General features: G+C 47.6%; 16 protein-coding genes and 1 riboswitch. Of the genes, 10 read left to right on the forward strand and 6 right to left on the reverse strand.

Annotated features, from left to right (window positions below; all coding sequences use genetic code 11):
• Positions 1-659 precede the first annotated feature (659 nt).
• Complete coding sequence (locus ACFQZT_RS24785) at positions 660-1,157, forward strand: DUF2306 domain-containing protein (RefSeq protein WP_379304218.1); 498 nt, start codon at positions 660-662, stop codon at positions 1,155-1,157.
• Positions 1,158-1,247: 90 nt separating this feature from the next.
• Here the strand turns inward: ACFQZT_RS24785 and ACFQZT_RS24790 are convergent, their stop codons facing one another.
• On the reverse strand, positions 1,248-1,850 hold the full coding sequence (locus tag ACFQZT_RS24790) for a C40 family peptidase (protein WP_379304220.1): 603 nt from the start codon (positions 1,848-1,850) through the stop codon (positions 1,248-1,250).
• A gap of 250 nt (positions 1,851-2,100) precedes the next feature.
• Here ACFQZT_RS24790 and ACFQZT_RS24795 point away from each other — a divergent pair, with 250 nt between their 5' ends.
• The gene (locus ACFQZT_RS24795; RefSeq protein WP_379304222.1) at positions 2,101-2,979 is read left to right on the forward strand and encodes a LysR family transcriptional regulator; all 879 of its coding nucleotides are present in this window, start codon (positions 2,101-2,103) and stop codon (positions 2,977-2,979) included.
• Here the strand turns inward: ACFQZT_RS24795 and ACFQZT_RS24800 are convergent.
• Positions 2,926-3,588: an NADPH-dependent F420 reductase gene (locus tag ACFQZT_RS24800; protein ID WP_379304224.1), complete on the reverse strand. Its 663-nt coding sequence runs from the start codon at positions 3,586-3,588 to the stop codon at positions 2,926-2,928. The two genes, ACFQZT_RS24795 and ACFQZT_RS24800, sit on opposite strands and share 54 nt — an antisense overlap.
• Positions 3,589-3,693: 105 nt before the next feature.
• The gene (locus ACFQZT_RS24805) at positions 3,694-4,116 is read right to left on the reverse strand and encodes a MarR family winged helix-turn-helix transcriptional regulator (RefSeq protein ID WP_379304226.1); all 423 of its coding nucleotides are present in this window, start codon (positions 4,114-4,116) and stop codon (positions 3,694-3,696) included.
• A 163-nt stretch (positions 4,117-4,279) separates the two neighbouring features.
• Between ACFQZT_RS24805 and ACFQZT_RS24810 the strand changes: the two genes are divergently transcribed.
• The 6 genes from ACFQZT_RS24810 (at position 4,280) to ACFQZT_RS24835 (ending at position 7,918) form a co-directional block, all read left to right on the forward strand.
• The gene (locus ACFQZT_RS24810) at positions 4,280-4,510 is read left to right on the forward strand and encodes a hypothetical protein (protein WP_379304228.1); all 231 of its coding nucleotides are present in this window, start codon (positions 4,280-4,282) and stop codon (positions 4,508-4,510) included.
• A gap of 24 nt (positions 4,511-4,534) precedes the next feature.
• On the forward strand, positions 4,535-4,864 hold the full coding sequence (locus ACFQZT_RS24815; protein WP_379304230.1) for a spore coat protein: 330 nt from the start codon (positions 4,535-4,537) through the stop codon (positions 4,862-4,864).
• Between the two features lie 189 nt (positions 4,865-5,053).
• Entirely contained in the window at positions 5,054-5,839 is a 786-nt protein-coding gene (locus ACFQZT_RS24820; RefSeq protein WP_379304231.1) for a DeoR/GlpR family DNA-binding transcription regulator, read from the forward strand.
• A gap of 110 nt (positions 5,840-5,949) precedes the next feature.
• Positions 5,950-6,459 carry a TetR/AcrR family transcriptional regulator gene (locus ACFQZT_RS24825; protein ID WP_379304233.1) on the forward strand — a complete coding sequence of 170 codons (510 nt, stop codon included), beginning with the start codon at positions 5,950-5,952 and terminating at the stop codon, positions 6,457-6,459.
• A 93-nt stretch (positions 6,460-6,552) separates the two neighbouring features.
• The gene (locus tag ACFQZT_RS24830; protein WP_379304235.1) at positions 6,553-7,449 is read left to right on the forward strand and encodes a hypothetical protein; all 897 of its coding nucleotides are present in this window, start codon (positions 6,553-6,555) and stop codon (positions 7,447-7,449) included.
• A 31-nt stretch (positions 7,450-7,480) separates the two neighbouring features.
• Positions 7,481-7,918 (forward strand): ABA4-like family protein, encoded by a 438-nt coding sequence (locus ACFQZT_RS24835; RefSeq protein ID WP_379304237.1) that lies wholly within the window; start codon positions 7,481-7,483, stop codon positions 7,916-7,918.
• Between the two features lie 238 nt (positions 7,919-8,156).
• Here the strand turns inward: ACFQZT_RS24835 and queF are convergent, their stop codons facing one another.
• Positions 8,157-8,657, reverse strand: coding sequence for a preQ(1) synthase (queF, locus tag ACFQZT_RS24840; protein WP_379304239.1), 501 nt, complete (start codon positions 8,655-8,657; stop codon positions 8,157-8,159).
• Positions 8,658-8,737: 80 nt separating this feature from the next.
• Positions 8,738-8,781: riboswitch (PreQ1 riboswitch) on the reverse strand.
• Between the two features lie 660 nt (positions 8,782-9,441).
• On the opposite strand from queF, the gene ACFQZT_RS24845 reads away from it, so the two are divergent.
• Together ACFQZT_RS24845 and ACFQZT_RS24850 are read left to right on the forward strand one after the other, a co-directional pair.
• Positions 9,442-10,296 (forward strand): peptidylprolyl isomerase, encoded by an 855-nt coding sequence (locus tag ACFQZT_RS24845; RefSeq protein ID WP_379304241.1) that lies wholly within the window; start codon positions 9,442-9,444, stop codon positions 10,294-10,296.
• Between the two features lie 38 nt (positions 10,297-10,334).
• Positions 10,335-13,415 carry a peptidase domain-containing ABC transporter gene (locus tag ACFQZT_RS24850; protein ID WP_379304243.1) on the forward strand — a complete coding sequence of 1,027 codons (3,081 nt, stop codon included), beginning with the start codon at positions 10,335-10,337 and terminating at the stop codon, positions 13,413-13,415.
• Positions 13,416-13,484: 69 nt separating this feature from the next.
• On the opposite strand, the gene ACFQZT_RS24855 is transcribed toward ACFQZT_RS24850, so the two are convergent.
• Both ACFQZT_RS24855 and ACFQZT_RS24860 read right to left on the reverse strand, forming a co-directional pair.
• Positions 13,485-14,714 carry an MFS transporter gene (locus ACFQZT_RS24855; protein WP_379304634.1) on the reverse strand — a complete coding sequence of 410 codons (1,230 nt, stop codon included), beginning with the start codon at positions 14,712-14,714 and terminating at the stop codon, positions 13,485-13,487.
• 61 nt (positions 14,715-14,775) lie between these two features.
• On the reverse strand, positions 14,776-15,657 hold the full coding sequence (locus tag ACFQZT_RS24860) for a LysR family transcriptional regulator (protein ID WP_379304245.1): 882 nt from the start codon (positions 15,655-15,657) through the stop codon (positions 14,776-14,778).
• Position 15,658: the final 1 nt, after the last annotated feature.

Raw genomic sequence — 15,658 nt, forward strand, 5'->3', positions numbered from 1 at the left:
GGTACGTACGGTGGTGTGGGAGGTCGGCTACTCAACTAATGGGTAGCCTCCTACCCGATTACAGAACTTTAAGGCGTTAGGGGTACCCTTTCTAAGAAATTGTGGGCATGTTAAAAAAATGGAGAGAGACGTACTGAAACGCTTATTCATGGATCATGGGTTTGCTATTTTGAACAATATAAAGAGCGAGTTAGAGCAAAGCGTATAACAACAAGCAGCAAGTGCGCAGCTGGAAAGGTGTTTTTCATCGTTGCAGTGGGCGAGGGGAAAGGAAGTCGTGTCTCTAACGATGTTTTGAATGCTTACAGACGAGAAAAAAGCAGTCTTGTACGCGAGCGAGGCTCTGGAAAGATGTTTCTCATCGTTACAGAGATGTGGGGACGTTGCCATCGTGTCTCGAACGATATTTTTCATCTTTACAGAAGAGAAAATGGCGGATTGACAAAGAAAAGTTCATTCCCAAACGTACGGCTTTGAACAAGGATCTAGCCAATGATCGCATATCGGCGGTCAAACCACGCGATGGTTTTCTAGATCTAACATGAAACTATTTCGTCAAACCCATTTACAGACCGTCCGTCGGTATGCTATATTAATTTTATAAAACAAACCGTCGGTCGGTTTCTAACGTCAATGAGTTGAAACGGAGTGATATTACAATGAATTCAAGGAATCGCAAATGGATCATTTACACGCTCATTTACCTGTTTGTCGCTATACTTAGCGTTTATGTGGCGATGATGTACCTGTTCCAAGATTTGCAGCATGCACCTATGGTTAAAGCAAAGCTGAAAGAGGCAACATTTCCTTTCATGATGTGGAAAATATGTTTCTATCCGCATCTTACTCTCGGACTAGTAGCTTATATAACAGGCGCTGTCCAGCTGACCACAAGGTTAGGAGTTTGGCATATTGTGAAGCGGAACATTCCCATGCACCGTGCATGGATTCTCCGAAGCTACGCGATTACTTGGGTGTTCGTATCGTTTCGGCTTGTTGTCGCCATCATATCCATGATCTGGCATGCTCCCAACGGGGTTACGTTTCCTATAGCGGTATATCTCTCAATTGTGGGAAACCTGCTGCTTACGGAGCTTTACCTCCAGGTTAGTAGGAGAAAGGCTAGCCCAAGCAGCTTTCAAACAACGGTTCATTGACATTATGGAAGAAAATAACCCGGGAGGCAGGCACTTTTTCTAAAGTGTCCATCTTCCGGGTTACATTCGATTTTCGAATATCAATGATGATTAGACGCGGCGACCGGTGATGTAATGGCTTGTCCAGTAGGAGCTGTTGAAGTTTGAGATGACAACGCCTTGATGCGGCAGGTTGTTAATGAACTGGCCATTGCCCATGTAAATTCCGACGTGATTAATTTGCCCTGGAGTACCTACGCTGAACATAACTAAGTCACCAGGCTGCAGTTGGTCTCTAGGTACGAATGAGCCAACATTCGCTTGTGCCTTCGATCCCCAAGGAATATGCTTTCCGTTTAGCTGAAAAACATATTGGGTGAATGAAGAGCAGTCAAAGATCAAGTGGGCTTGATCGCGTTGTCCAAAGCGGTACGTAACCCGGCCTTGAAACGACTTTGCTGTATTAATGATATTATTGCTGCTTACACTTCCTTGTGCCTGTACAGGTGTAGGACTAGGATTACTACGGTTCGGGGCCGGAGTGTAATTTGAAACGACTTTTGCCGGTGCTCTGTATCCGTTGTTGTTCTCATCGCCCTGGCTTCCATTGTCGGAAGAGGCGAAAGCAGCACTAGACATTCCTGCAAAGAGCGCGAAAGCTAAACCCATAGATAATGTTGATTTTCCAAGGCGGTTCATTCTCAGTAATTTCATGATGACTTCCTCCTTATGAATCATGGTGTTTTAGGTTCTTAACCTGAGAACAGCGTAGCACAGATTAAAACACCTAGAACTTACCAAGGGCTGCTCAAAGCCTTGAGATCCCTCCCGAAATTACCCTTTCTTAGAATTTCATGAAAATTTAATGAGGAAATATCCTTGAACAAGGTAACCAGTATCTCTCGTCCAACACTTTATTTTCCATGACTACCTGTGAAATAATAGGCAGCAAGAGGTGAAGGGCATGAATCTGGATTACTTTATAAGTTTTATAGAAACGGCGCGGCTCAAAAGTATGGCCAAAGCGAGTGAGAAACTGAACATGACGCATCCAGCTTTGAGCAAACAAATGCGCAAACTCGAAGCGTATTACGATACAGAACTACTACGGAGGTCGTCTTCAGGCGTGGAGCTTACGGAGGCGGGATCCTTATTATACGAAGGCTTGCAGAAAGTGATAGCCGATTTAGATCAAATACAGGCCGATATTCAAATATTGAACGAATCCAAGACCTATGCAATCGGAACACTCCCCAGTATAGCCGCCCATTATTTGCCAGAGAAGGTGTATACCTTGAATCAGCAGGGCATACGCACGAACATTATCGTGCAGCATACTTCCGATCAACTTCTTGCTCTCTTGAAATCCGGTGAAATCGACGTTGCCGTCATGGAATATGAGCAGGACTCGAATTTGATGTGGAGTGCGCCGCTTTTTACGGAACCGTTCTACTTCATTGTTCGCAAAGACAGCGGCATGGCTCATTTGGAGCAAATTAGCATGAAAGAACTGGCGCTGCATCCGCTCATCATGTACCCGTCAAGCTGCAGCATACGAGCGTGCGTGACGGAAATATTTGAACAGGACGATTTAGCGCCCCAGATTGAGATGGAAGTGCCTTTCGGCGATTTTCTTGTTGGTTATGTGGCGGCCGGTGCCGGAACGACGATCGTACCCGAACTCATCGCAAAGCATATCAGCAACCCGGCGCTGCAGGCCATCCCGATAACGGAAAAAGCAGCGTCCAGATCGATTGCCATCGTCTCTGCGAACGCCGCTGCAGGTAAATTATTGAGTCGCGCTTTGAAGCCCGGTCTCGTTCAGACCGAACATGCGAAATGATACGTACGGATAATTGCCATAACGAATCGCGACTTCTCTTTCGAACAAGGTCATCCGCTCAATCGTTCGATTGTTGGCCAGGCGCCCGCCGTCTAGGACCCGGAACGGAATGCCTTTGAGCAGCTCCATCACGGCTTGCCTTGCGTTATCGTCGTCTCCTGTCACATAGACATCGCTTTTCAGTTCTTGATGCAGGGGACGATCGAATACCTGAAAAAATGTGTTCTTAAATGCCCCAACGACGAACGTTTCCGGCAAAACCTTCTGAAGCTCTTCAGCGGCCGATGAACCCCACTCCGTTGTAAAATCATTAAAATCCTCCGTAAACGGATTTGTAACATCGACAAGAATTTTCCCGCGCAGCTTTTCCCTATGTGACTGTGCCCATGGCATGACATCCCGAAACCACAAAGTATGAAAAAGGACATCGGACTCCAAAGCTTCCTCATAGCCAGCAGCTTGAACGGTGGGCGGCAACGAATAGCGCTTAATAAGCTCCTGAGCTTTGTCCGGTGTTCGGGAAGCCCATTGCAAAGTTGTAACTTGGTGGGCAAGCACACTAACCAGCCCTTTTCCCATTCTTCCTGTCCCTATAACGCTTATTTTCATTCTCCATTCAACCTCCTATTCGTGTTAACGCTATCGTAACAGGATAGGAATCAAGCGGGAATTTCAATTTTCTTTCAGCGATCTAACTTTTGGTTAGGGGATCGGTTAATCTATAAACGTTCGATTAAAACGACCGAGCAGCTCCACAAGCTTTTGACGATCTTCAGTCGACCAATCCTGCAAAAGCAAATTGATTCTGTTCAGTCGGATCGCTTTGGTATCTTGCAATTCTTTTGCTCCTAGTGCAGTCAGTCGGAAAAAGCTCGCCCGTCCATCCTCCGGATCGGGTAACCTTTCTACATACCCTTTAGCTTCTAATGCTGCAGCTTGCCGGCTGGCTGTAGAAATATCCAAATGAAAGGCATCTGCCAGCGCTTTCACACCCATCGCGCCATTCTCCGCAAGTTGGTAGAGCAGCAGATAATGGGAACGTTCGAGATTGCCCAATTTTTTATCGATTGCTGCCGAGGTCGCTCTCCTTATAAGCATGGCCATTTCATAATCAATTGCTTTCAAATCTTTATCCATCGTCATCCATCCTATTCATCCTTAAGGCATTTCTTACCTATTGTAGCGCAATTAATATCGATTTGGTGAAGAAATTATGATTAAACCGTACATAAAACAGCGGATTCCAAGAGATAGTAGATGGTGTGAGACTATTCTTTAAACAGAAAGAGAGGGAATCGGCATGAATCAACAAACACAACAGGCACAGGCGCAGACAACTACGGATCGCAATGTACTAACGGATAAAGAGCTTCATTATTTGAAAGATTTTTTATCGTGGGAACTGATGGCGATGAAAAAATGCAATGACACAGCTAATCGTTGCACCGATCCGCAAATTCAAGCGCTCATCAAGCAAACCGGACAAAAGCACCTGGATCACTATAACTCGCTGCTAACGCATCTTCACTAATTTAATCAATAGGAGGTAAACTCTATGACAGTTGAATTAGCCATGCCTCAATCGGGACAGCTGCCGCAGGTCAAAGGTCCGGAAATGAATGACCGCGATTTTATTAACGAAATTCTGACGCATGAGAAATATTTGTCTGCCAGCTATAACACTGGACTCCTGGAAATGCAAAATCCAAAGCTTCATACAACGGTTCAAAGCATACTTAGCGATACGCACAACAGCCAATTTCAAATCTTCGACCAGATGTTCCAGAAGGGCTGGTACAAAATGAAAGTGGCGGATCAACAAGAAATTCAGCAAGTAAAAACGCAATTCACTAACTATCAAACACAATTTCCAAAGTTTCAATAACGATTCAACAGCTAAAATAAGCGAGATCAATGAGCATTCTGTGCTCTTGGTTTCGCTTTTTTTATTGAATAAAACAAAGTATCTATATCCGGGAGTGAAGTTTGCACGGGAGGTGGCTGCATCTTGGCAATTCGCATGTAAAACCATATAATTACACTTAAATGCTGCACATTGGGGGCTTGGGAGTCCATGTCATTGATCGGTGAAGAGCGGAAAGACTTTATCCTAAATCTGTTGAACCTGGAAGGTAAGGTGAAGACAAATGAGCTGGTGGATAAGCTGGGCGTGTCATCCGAGTCCATCCGCAGATATTTGGAGGATTTAGAGGCGGAGAACAAGCTGAAGCGCGTCTATGGCGGCGCCGTTAAAATCAATCTTTCGCGAGAAGAACCTTCTCATTTGAAAAGGGAAGTACTGTACGCGGAAGAAAAGCGTAAAATCGGCAGAGCGGCAGCTACGCTGGTTGAGGATGGCGAGGTCATTTTCATCGATGACGGTACGACGACGCTTCATATGATCGATTACTTATTGAACAAAAAGAATATTACCGTGCTTACGATTTCCGTACCTGCGCTGTATCTATTGATTGATTATAAAAATAAAGATCTGTTTTCGGGCGATATTTTCTTTATCGGCGGCAAAGTAAGCTCCTTGCACTCCCGGGTCGCAGGCTCCCTGGCCGAAAAAATGGTGGAAAATTTTTATGCGGATAAAGCGTTCATATCCATAGACGGCATCATGATGGACAAGGGCATTACGGGCTTTGACGAGGAGCGCGGTCAACTTGCCAAAAAGATGATGGAGCAATCTAAGCACAGGATTGTCGTCACCGACCACTCGAAATTCGGCCTCGTGCAATTTTATAAAATTGCCGATCTGAAAGAAATCGATATTATCGTCAGCGATGTCCAGGCGCCTAAAGAATGGGATGAGTATTTAGTGAAGAAAGACGTGACCTGGGTCGCGGCGACTTGATGTTCGCAGCCTGGGTAAGGGCCCCCTTTGCCTTGGGCGTCCATACACTTGACGAAAGCCCCAACTTTGAATATTATTTATTTATCGATAAATAAAAAGAGGTGAAGGCTATGGTCGTCCGCGAAGATCGCAAAGAACAGATCATGGATAAAGCCGTCGGGATATTCGCGGAGTTGGGGTATTACAAGGCAACTACGGCACTTGTGGCCAAAGCAGCGGGAGTCACGCAGCCTTATGTGTTTCACTTTTTTAAAAACAAGGAAGAGCTCTTCAACGCAGTCATCGACCGGTCCGTCAGCCGGCTCTATGAAACCTTTTCCCAAGTCGAAGCTCCTGCCGATCAATTGATGGATACGATGGGGCACGCGTTCATGGAGATCATGCACGTTCATCGGGATGAGATTATGATGGTCATGCAATCTTACACGATATCAGAGCCAGTGATTCGGGACCACGTCAGAGAAAAATTCCGGATCATTCACAAAACCATCGTAGCCAAATTTGAAAAGGCGGGGATTCCGGATGCTGAAGCGGCTGCAAGCCAATTTTTTAGCATGGGTTTCTTGATTACCGTGTCAGAAGTATTGAATTTACCTGATTTACTTTGTTTTAAAGACTGAAGGCAGCGGATACTGCCTTTTTCATTCTCTTAATATTTATTTATTAATAAATAAAATTCCTTACAGGGAGAATAATTTGGAAGGGATGATCATATGACAAAGGAATCTAATAACCAGACAGCCGAGGCACCGAATATGAAGTTGTTTGCGGGAGAAAAACTGCTGGTTTATGTCGGTTTGGCGGGTTTTGTACTTGCAGGCGTCATCGCGATTTATATCGGTTTGAGCGGATCCGTCATTTTGCCGGAAGGCAGTGCAGAGCGGGCATTTTCGTTCAATGCAGCCATCGCGATGTTTATTTTGTCCATTGCTGCCATTTTACCGCTTTCGGGTCTAAGTCATCGCAAGCGAAGCGGGGTTCGCCGGTTTTTCATACCGGCCATCTTGTTTGCTTACGGGGTCGAAACCGTACAGCAATTTCGCGGCATTAACCCGCGATTTTCACGTATTGGCTCCGTAATCGATTCCGTCGTCGGCGCGTTGTTCGGGCTTGATTCGCTGCTCATCATCGTCGTGACCGTACTGCTCGCAATCCCGTTCTTTCGCCGGAGGAAGGCGAATGGGCGCCCGCTTGTTGTACTCGGAATCCGCTATGCGTTTCTTTCGACCATGGCTGCTTTCGCCGCAGGCCTTTGGATGATTGCGATCAGCAGCCGCTATACGGGAGCGGCCGGCAATTTGATCGTCCTTCATGGGCTGGGCTTTCATGCGCTGCAGGCACTTCCGCTTCTTGGGTGGCTGCTGGAGAAGGCTCGTAGCGGCGAGCTGATTGCCCGGCGTCTCATCCACACGGGAAGCACGGCTTGGTTGATTTCCGTTCTTCTGGTTGGCTTGCAAACCGCGTTCGGGCGTACAGTATTTGAATTAACGGCACTACCGCTTCTTGCCGGAATCATGTTGCTCGTGTGGCTGGGGACCTTCATCTTCGCCACAATAGATCTGTTGAAGGCTTCCCCTGCTCCTGAAATTCAGACTTCGCAACGCCATTAGATTGGAATTACCTAGAGAGGAGATATGGACGATGTATGAAAAGTTGTTTGCACTTGCTGGCGTAGCTACACCATTCTGGTTGCTGATGATGCTTCTGCCAACATGGCGGGTCACACGGTTTCTGGCGAAATCGGCCGTTTTTCCTATATTTCTTGCGGCCCTGTACGCGATAGGGATCATCGCGGCTATCGGGGGCTCGGGCTTTGGTTTTATGCAAGATTTCGGGTCGGCGGCGGGAGTCGTTCGGCTGTTGTCGGGCCCGGACTTCGCCTTGCTCGTTTGGCTCCACATCCTTTGCTTCGACCAAGCGGTCGGCCATTACGTCTATCGGGATAACATGGAACACCGGTATGTGCCGGTTCCTGTGCAGTCCGCACTCTTATTTCTCATTCTGATGTTCGGTCCATTCGGTTTTTTGTGTTATCTGACACTGAGAGCGATACGGAAACGGGCCAAAGCCTCATTATGAGATAAACCTCTATCGAGGTCTTTCGAAGATGAGCGACCGCTCTTCCACCCCCACAAAGTGAAGTAATGCTTTGAGGCACCTTCCGAATACTTTGCGGGGACCCCAATGAGGAGGTAGCTTTATTCGCCAATCAGAATGCTGTTCTACGCGCTTTAGCACTGTAAAGAACTTAAACATTCTGATGTGGTAAAAAACGACAAACAGGCTGCCTCGGCAGCCTGTTGCTTTTACCTTTTGTTTAGCGGTTATCGATTTTCTCCGGATACAAGTCATGGTTCAATAAGCGATGCTCCGCCATGGCTTCGAACTTCGTGCCTGGTTGACCGTAATTGCAGTATGGATCAATGGAAATGCCGCCACGTGGCGTAAATTTCCCCCAAACCTCGATGTAGCGCGGGTCCATCAGATCGATCAAATCGTTCATGATGATATTCATGCAATCCTCGTGAAAATCCCCATGATTCCGGAAGCTGAACAAGTACAGCTTGAGCGATTTGCTCTCGACCATCTTGATGTTCGGAATGTAGGAAATATAGAGCGTTGCAAAATCCGGCTGCCCGGTGATCGGGCAAAGGCTTGTGAACTCGGGGAAGTTGAATTTGACAAAATAATCGCGATTCGGGTGCTTGTTGTCAAATGCCTCCAGAAGTTTTGGGTCGTAGCTGAAAATGTACTGGGTTCCTTGGTTGCCAAGCAACGTAATGTCTTTCAAATCTTCACGGCTTCTGCCTGCTGACATGGGTAAATATCCCCTTTCTTTTCTGAACGAAAAGAAGACATCAAACTAAAAAACACGAAAAAAACGACACCTAGGGTACGTTTTTCTTAGTTTTTTATCGAGGGAGTTTGCGAACCTCTCCTAGCAAGCGATAACGCTTCTAGATTTGTCTTCTTTAGTTTTCTATAGCACTTTATCATACTCTTTCGAAAAATGCACGTGAATGCGTGCTGGAAGTCACTGGCTGCGACATTGGAGCCTCCTATTCGTGAGTTTGTTTGGCTGCTGTTAAACTCTTTGTATTCCGTCCCCTTAGTCTGCTGACTTCGCCAGATTCGATTGCACATCATGCAACCATTGGCCCTTTCAAAGAAATGAGGGGTAACCTTCGGGTCACTCGCTTGACAAAGAACAAAGGTCGTTAATAGTGAGTGAGTTTGACGCTAAATTTCTGAGAAATAGCCATTTCGGGGCTCGAAAGAACAAAAGTCCATAAACAACGAACAAACTTCGCTAATTATGGAATTTTATTCGTTCGAAGCCTGTTTGGAGCATTTCTTCAATAAAATTGCGTCCAACAGGTACTTTAATAGCGACCATATTCTCTGATATGACTGACTATACCTACTTTCAATCACCCGCATGATGATTTCTGATTTCGTTCCTCATAGTTAACTAAAGTTAATATTCTTACTAAATCCAACTTGCTAGAATGTAACTATCGAAGCGACTCTTAAATAAGAGTGGAATTGAACGATTTGTCTCAAGACCTGTCTGGGCCATTTGCTTAAAAAATGGGGATGAAATGAAACGTAAATTAATTAAAGTTTCAATTGAACAAACAAGGGGCTGCCGCAGCGAAATAGACCCCTTGTTTTTTAATTACAAAGCGAGGCTGTTCCGTATGGGATTGGAAGAAATAGAAGCTCTTCATTTAAAAGGATCGAAGATCAGTATGGCGGAAGTCATCAAACTTGCGAAGATTGAGGATAGCTTTCCTGCGCTCAAGGATAAACTCCGATTAGCACTGGTGGAACAATTTGCCGAAGAGGCGGGGCTTCATGTTAGCAAGGATGAATTGCAACTGGCGATCAATGATCGCCGAAAACGGCTAGGGTTATTTACGTCTGCAGAAACCACAGATTGGCTGAAAGATAGGCAACTGAAATTGAGCGATTTGGTCGCGGTGGTCCGTTCCAGGTACTTGGAATCCAAGGTGAAGGCATCGTTCTCGTGTGAACAGATTGAAGCTTACTTCGCTGAGCAACGGTTGAATTTTGACCGTGCCCATCTTTCCCAAATTGTATTGAAAGACGCGGGAGAGGCGCTGGAACTCTGGTTTCAACTTGAAGAAGGGGCTGATTTTCACCAGCTTGCGCGTACCTATACGTTAGATGAAGAAAGCCGGTTCGCCGGCGGGTATATAGGTCTCGTCGCACGGAGAGAGATGCTTCCCTCGGTTGCCGCAGTTGTTTTCGGCGCTAAAGATGGTGAAATCGTGGGCCCGATTGAGACGAAGAAGGGCCATTTGTTGATAAAGGTTGAACAAATCATGAGAGCGGGCTTAAATGAACGGTTAGAAACCGAGATTCGCGATCTTCTATTCGAGGAGTGGATCGAAGAACGGGAGAAAGCGGCTGAAGTGCGAGTGACCATCTAGAATGGCTGAATAAGGATCAAAGCAGGTGAATAGGCAGCATGCAGGAAAAGATGCGGCAGCGATTAGACCGGATTTCGCTCTTTGATTTACTGAGCGGGGAAGAAAAAGAACAAATAGCCTGGAAATTTGAGCGTGTTACCATTGCTATGGGGCAGACGGTAATCGCGAAAGATGAGCTTCCCGATGCTCTATATATTATTCTCAGCGGGCAAGCCAGAATCATCGGCACGAAAGAGGGTACGAAGCTCGTTAGCTTAGGCAAGTTAGGTCCTGGAGAGCACTTTGGCGAGCAATCGCTGTTTGGTACGGAGCGGGCAGAGGTGAGCATAGCGGCCGCCAACTCTTTGCATGTATTGAAATTGGAGCGGCAAGCTTTTGCTGAACTTACCCGGAATAAGCCGGAGCTGGAGCATTATTTTAGGGCATATATGTCACATGACGGCATGCGGTTGTTTTTGAAAAATTCCACGGTGCTCTCGCACCTGGATTTTCAGGCGATCCGATCCTTGCTGGATAGTTTTGAGATACGCGAATACGAACGCGGGCAGGATTTGGTTCGGGAAGGCGAACAGGGGGACGCCTTTTATATTATTCGGACAGGACGGGCCAGCGTTGAGCAGGGAGCGGAGCGTCACGTTTTGAATAAGCTGCTGCCTGGCGATTTTTTCGGCGAGCTTTCGCTATTGACCGGAGCACCTCGTAAAGCGAGCGTGCGTGCGGAAGAGCCGATTACTGCGTTTCGATTGGGGAAATCCGAATTCGAAGCTTTGATTGTGCGCTTCCCGAAGATCAGACAGGCGATCGAGGAGATTACGGCTCATTATTCGCAAACGCCCATCGCGTGGAACGAAGATGATGAGGAGGCGGAAAAAGCTTACGAGACGGCTTCGCTGTTTGCGAAAGCGGCGGGAGAGACTTCAGAACGAAACATCGCTGGGCGCCGATTTAATATGATAATGCAAATGAAACGGCTGTTCGGAAAAAAATATCCCGCCATGATGCAGCAGAATGAAATGGACTGCGGGCCGACCTGCTTGTCCATGATCGTGCAGTACTACGGCGGATTTGTTTCCTTGAACAAGATACGGCAAAAAGCGAATGTAACGACGGAAGGCACATCCCTGCAAGGGCTTTTGGAAACTGCGGAAAAGCTTGGCTTTGAAGCGCAAGGCTTGAAAGTAGGTCTTGCGGATTTAAAAGGCATGGAGAAGCCGTGCATTCTTCACTGGGAAGGCCGCCATTACGTTGTTTTATATGAACTTGATGAGGAAGAAGCGCTAATCGCGGATCCTGCCGTTGGGCTGACGGAGAGGGTTTCACTGAAATTCCTGACAAGCAAATGGAACGGTATCGTGCTGTCGCTGACCCCTACAGAGGCGGTCAGCCGGCTTAGGGAGCGCGATGCGCTCTACGCCCGGTTCGTACCCTTTTTTGCTCCACATAAAAAGTCCTTATTTACGATTCTTCTTTTATCCATCGTCATCCAATTGGTTCTGCTGACGCTGCCGATTTTCACACAGCTCATTGTTGACAAAGTGCTGGTGCAGCGCAATACGTCCTTGCTGCAAATCCTGCTCGCCGGCATGCTGTCGCTCGCCTTATTCCAGTTCGGCTTCCTGTTCGTCAGGCAGTACGGCGTGGCGCGAACGGCACTCAAGCTGGACATCGCCATGGTAGGCGCTTTTTATAAGAAGTTGTTCGACCTTCCCTATGATTATTTCATGCGAAGAACGGTCGGCGATGTGATTACACGGGTATCGGAGAACGAAAATATACGCCGCATGCTGACCGACCATGCGGTCTACTTTTTGCTGGACGTACTGGCTGTCATCATCTACGGATCACTCATGTTCTATTATCATATGGAGCTGGCCCTGATATCGTTAGCGTTCCTTCCTGTCTTCGGGTTTGTGATTGCCTGGCTCATTCCCCGTATGCGCAAAAACAGCCGTAAGCAGTTCATCGCGGAAGGCGAGTCCCATTCCCAAGTGGTGGAATCGGTTCATGCCATTGCCACAGTCAAAGCGTTGGCGGCCGAGAAGGTTGTTCGCGGAAAGCTGGAGAACAAGCTTAAAGCTTCGTTGCAGCTGCGGATGCAGGGTTATCTGCTTACGGCGGGGGCCGATGCGAGCAGCAGCTTGCTGCAAATCGCTGCCCAAGTGCTGCTGCTCTATTGCGGCTCGCGTTACGTGCTTGCAGGTGAGCTTTCCGTCGGGGAACTAGTCGCCTTTTCCGGTCTATTTCTGACCATGGTCCACTCTGTGGATTCGATCACCCGGATGCTGAACGATATCTCGGAAGCGCGCATCTCGATGGAACGGTTGAACGACGTGTTCGAAGCCGTTTCCGAGCAGCCTGACCCGCAGAAGCTCCGCATTCTTCCGCCGATTCGCGGGAACATTCAATTCGAGAATGTATCCTTTCGCTATGAAGCGGGGAGCCGGAACATTTTGCAGAACCTTACCTTTGAAATCAAACCTGGTCAAACCATAGCGATTGTAGGACGCAGCGGCTCCGGTAAAACAACATTTATCAATCTGCTGCTCAAATTGTACGATCCTACGGACGGCAGCTTACGCATCGATGGCGTAAACATCCGTGAGATCCATGCACGCTCATTTCGGCAGCAGATCGGGGTCGTGCAGCAGGAAAATACGATTTTTCGCGGGACGATTGCTGAAAATATCGCTTATCACCTGAAAGGAGCGACGCCAGAGGAGATCGAGAGCGCCGCTCAACTGGCCGGCGCACATGAATTTATTGCTTCCTTTCCGCTCGGATATGAGACGGTGATCGGCGAGGGGGGCATGAAGCTGTCAGGCGGCCAGCGCCAACGAGTCGCCATTGCCCGTGCTTTGATCGGTGATCCGCGTCTGCTCATTTTCGATGAGGCGACGAGTGCCTTGGACACCGAATCCGAGCGCTTGATTCAGCGCAATATGGATCTGATCCTCAAGGATCGAACGACGATCCTCATCGCTCACCGCTTAAGTACGGTGCGTAAAGCGGACAGGATTGTCGTATTGGATCAAGGGACGATTGTTGAGAGCGGCACGCATGAGGAATTGCTCGAGCTGCGAGGGCTGTACCATCATTTGATTCATCAACAGTTGGAGTAACAGTGGCAATGGAGTGGATTTTAAATGACAAGCATTCGAGGCTGCCCTTCGGGGTAAGCCTCTTTATTTTTACAGCACCTCGTTCCGCTTCCTCAACCAACGATAAAGCATGATACTCACAACCGAACACAGAAGCGCACAACCCCCGATGAACACATAACCTGCTTGCAGCCCCTTGATCAAACCCTCATTCGGATGAGCGGCATCCGAAAAAATCAGCTTGAAACCATCCGTAATCGCCCCGACCAGGAAGTTTCCGATAACACTGGCAATTCCCATCATGGTGACTGTGAACGTAATCGCCGTATCGCTTCCATTCGGGTAGCGTTTAGCCAGAAAAGCCATAACGGTCGGATAAATCGGTGCGATCCCAACTCCGGCAAGTGCAAATAGAAACGAGCCGGATGGACCGGCAGCGATAGCGGCAAGCGAACAGATGCCGGAAAATGCGGACAGGATGATGAGAGACATCACGAAGCCGATTTTGTCCGTAAACGGGCCCAGCACAAGCCTTGCCAGCGTAAAGCACAGAAAGAAGGCAGAAAGCATCCCGGATGCTGAGGTCATTTCCCATTGATAGGCTTTTTCCAGAAAATTGACGAGCCAGCTCCCGATGGAAAGTTCGGATACCACGCCGAAGGAAAGAATAACAACCATGAACCAGGCTACGGGGTCGCGGGCATAAGCTTTTAACGTAATTTGATGCTCTTCCGCAACCGCATTGCCGGGAAACCGGGTGACGAGTGCTGGAATCATAGGAAGAATAGCTAACGACAGCATAAGCAGATACATGCCGCGCCAGCCTAATTCCGTTCCCAAGATGGTCACTCCCATGAGGCCGGATGCTAGAACAGGTGCGACAATCGAGCTTAAACCATAAAAGAAGTGTGCCAAATTCATCATCATGCCCGTATTTTTAACGAAAATACGAGCCCCCAGAACCGCTAACGCAATCTCAAGCATGCCGTTGCCGATATACATGAAGAAGTAAGAAGAAGCAAAAGGGATAAAGTGCCGGGACAATGCGATGAGAACACCCGAAACGACCATAGAGCCAAACGCGACTAAACTCGTCAGCTTCAGACCATATTTACGGGCCATTAATCCGGTGAAACTGCATGCGAGCAAATAGCCTAATGAGTTCAGGGAAAGGAGTGCGCCAATTTGCCATTCATCCAAGGAAAAATCGGTCTGTATGCGCGGAATGGCCGGCCCTTTAATATTTTCAGAAAACCCGAATATCAGAAATCCGACAAAAACGACGAGCAAGAGCAAATAGTAGTTTTTGCCCGTGGTCATCGATGAAACTTGCTGCTTAACGTTCACTTGTTATCCTCCAAACCAAGATGCGCCATTCCCCTTATTCGGTCAATCCGCTTACAAATGATTTAAACTCCCGTATCGCAAAGGATTGATATTTATCTTTGTTGCTTATGACAACCAGCTCCCAGGGGATAAAGGGATCGGTCAATTTTACCGTTTTGCAGTCCGCGTTCACGATCTTCCTGCATATGGCTTCCGGCATGATGGTGATGCCCAAATTCGCCGCTACCATTTCTGCGAGCAGGTCCCACTGTGAACTTTCGTAGACGACATCCGGCTCGAAGCCGATGCTTCGGCAAGCGCGAATGACGTGGTTCCTAACCGCATAGCCGTTGGGGAACAGGATAAAAGGCTCGTTTCTAAGCTTTTGCAAAGGGACCGAGGACTGCTGAGCCAGCGGATGTTCACGGTGCAGAACGAGCGCCAGCTTCTGATTCAGAAACGGTAATATTTCAAAAGAGGCGGGATCCACGGGAGAGATGACAACGCCCATTTCGAGACTGCCGTCCAGGACAAGGCCCTCCACCTTTTTGGCGCCTTCCTCGACGATATGAAAGTAGATGTTCGGGTACAATCTTTGAAACTTTGCGATGACACGCGGGAAAAAAACAGAGCTGATGACGGGCGGCAGCCCGATTTTGATCGTGCCCGTTTTCAGGTTGGAAGCATCTTCGATCGCTGTATATAAGTTTTGAACAGACTGCATAATGACTTGAATTTGATCAACAGCAACGATACCGGCATCGGTCAGCTTCACATATTTGCCAGTCCGATCGAATAAGGTGACACCCAACTCCTCCTCGAGGCTTTTAACCATTTTACTTAGCGTAGGCTGGGAAAGATGCAGGTTTTCTGCGGCTTTCGTAAAATTTTGCTGCTTGGCTATTTCCAGCAGATACGTTAATTGTCTTAAATCCATC

Source organism: Paenibacillus sp. GCM10027628 (assembly GCF_042676385.1).
Taxonomy (GTDB): domain Bacteria; phylum Bacillota; class Bacilli; order Paenibacillales; family NBRC-103111; genus Paenibacillus_E.

What these genes read in the sequence shown, in the direction of transcription:
- ACFQZT_RS24830 (WP_379304235.1), top strand. Translation starts at nt 6,553, where the DNA reads ATGACAAAGGAATCTAATAACCAGACAGCCGAGGCACCGAATATGAAG.
- ACFQZT_RS24845 (WP_379304241.1), top strand. Translation starts at nt 9,442, where the DNA reads ATGAAACGTAAATTAATTAAAGTTTCAATTGAACAAACAAGGGGCTGC.
- ACFQZT_RS24825 (WP_379304233.1), top strand. Translation starts at nt 5,950, where the DNA reads ATGGTCGTCCGCGAAGATCGCAAAGAACAGATCATGGATAAAGCCGTC.
- ACFQZT_RS24855 (WP_379304634.1), bottom strand. Translation starts at nt 14,714, where the DNA reads ATGACCACGGGCAAAAACTACTATTTGCTCTTGCTCGTCGTTTTTGTC.
- ACFQZT_RS24815 (WP_379304230.1), top strand. Translation starts at nt 4,535, where the DNA reads ATGACAGTTGAATTAGCCATGCCTCAATCGGGACAGCTGCCGCAGGTC.
- ACFQZT_RS24810 (WP_379304228.1), top strand. Translation starts at nt 4,280, where the DNA reads ATGAATCAACAAACACAACAGGCACAGGCGCAGACAACTACGGATCGC.
- ACFQZT_RS24805 (WP_379304226.1), bottom strand. Translation starts at nt 4,116, where the DNA reads ATGGATAAAGATTTGAAAGCAATTGATTATGAAATGGCCATGCTTATA.
- ACFQZT_RS24820 (WP_379304231.1), top strand. Translation starts at nt 5,054, where the DNA reads ATGTCATTGATCGGTGAAGAGCGGAAAGACTTTATCCTAAATCTGTTG.
- ACFQZT_RS24795 (WP_379304222.1), top strand. Translation starts at nt 2,101, where the DNA reads ATGAATCTGGATTACTTTATAAGTTTTATAGAAACGGCGCGGCTCAAA.
- ACFQZT_RS24860 (WP_379304245.1), bottom strand. Translation starts at nt 15,657, where the DNA reads ATGGATTTAAGACAATTAACGTATCTGCTGGAAATAGCCAAGCAGCAA.
- ACFQZT_RS24850 (WP_379304243.1), top strand. Translation starts at nt 10,335, where the DNA reads ATGCAGGAAAAGATGCGGCAGCGATTAGACCGGATTTCGCTCTTTGAT.
- queF (WP_379304239.1), bottom strand. Translation starts at nt 8,657, where the DNA reads ATGTCAGCAGGCAGAAGCCGTGAAGATTTGAAAGACATTACGTTGCTT.
- ACFQZT_RS24790 (WP_379304220.1), bottom strand. Translation starts at nt 1,850, where the DNA reads ATGAAATTACTGAGAATGAACCGCCTTGGAAAATCAACATTATCTATG.
- ACFQZT_RS24800 (WP_379304224.1), bottom strand. Translation starts at nt 3,588, where the DNA reads ATGAAAATAAGCGTTATAGGGACAGGAAGAATGGGAAAAGGGCTGGTT.
- ACFQZT_RS24785 (WP_379304218.1), top strand. Translation starts at nt 660, where the DNA reads ATGAATTCAAGGAATCGCAAATGGATCATTTACACGCTCATTTACCTG.
- ACFQZT_RS24835 (WP_379304237.1), top strand. Translation starts at nt 7,481, where the DNA reads ATGTATGAAAAGTTGTTTGCACTTGCTGGCGTAGCTACACCATTCTGG.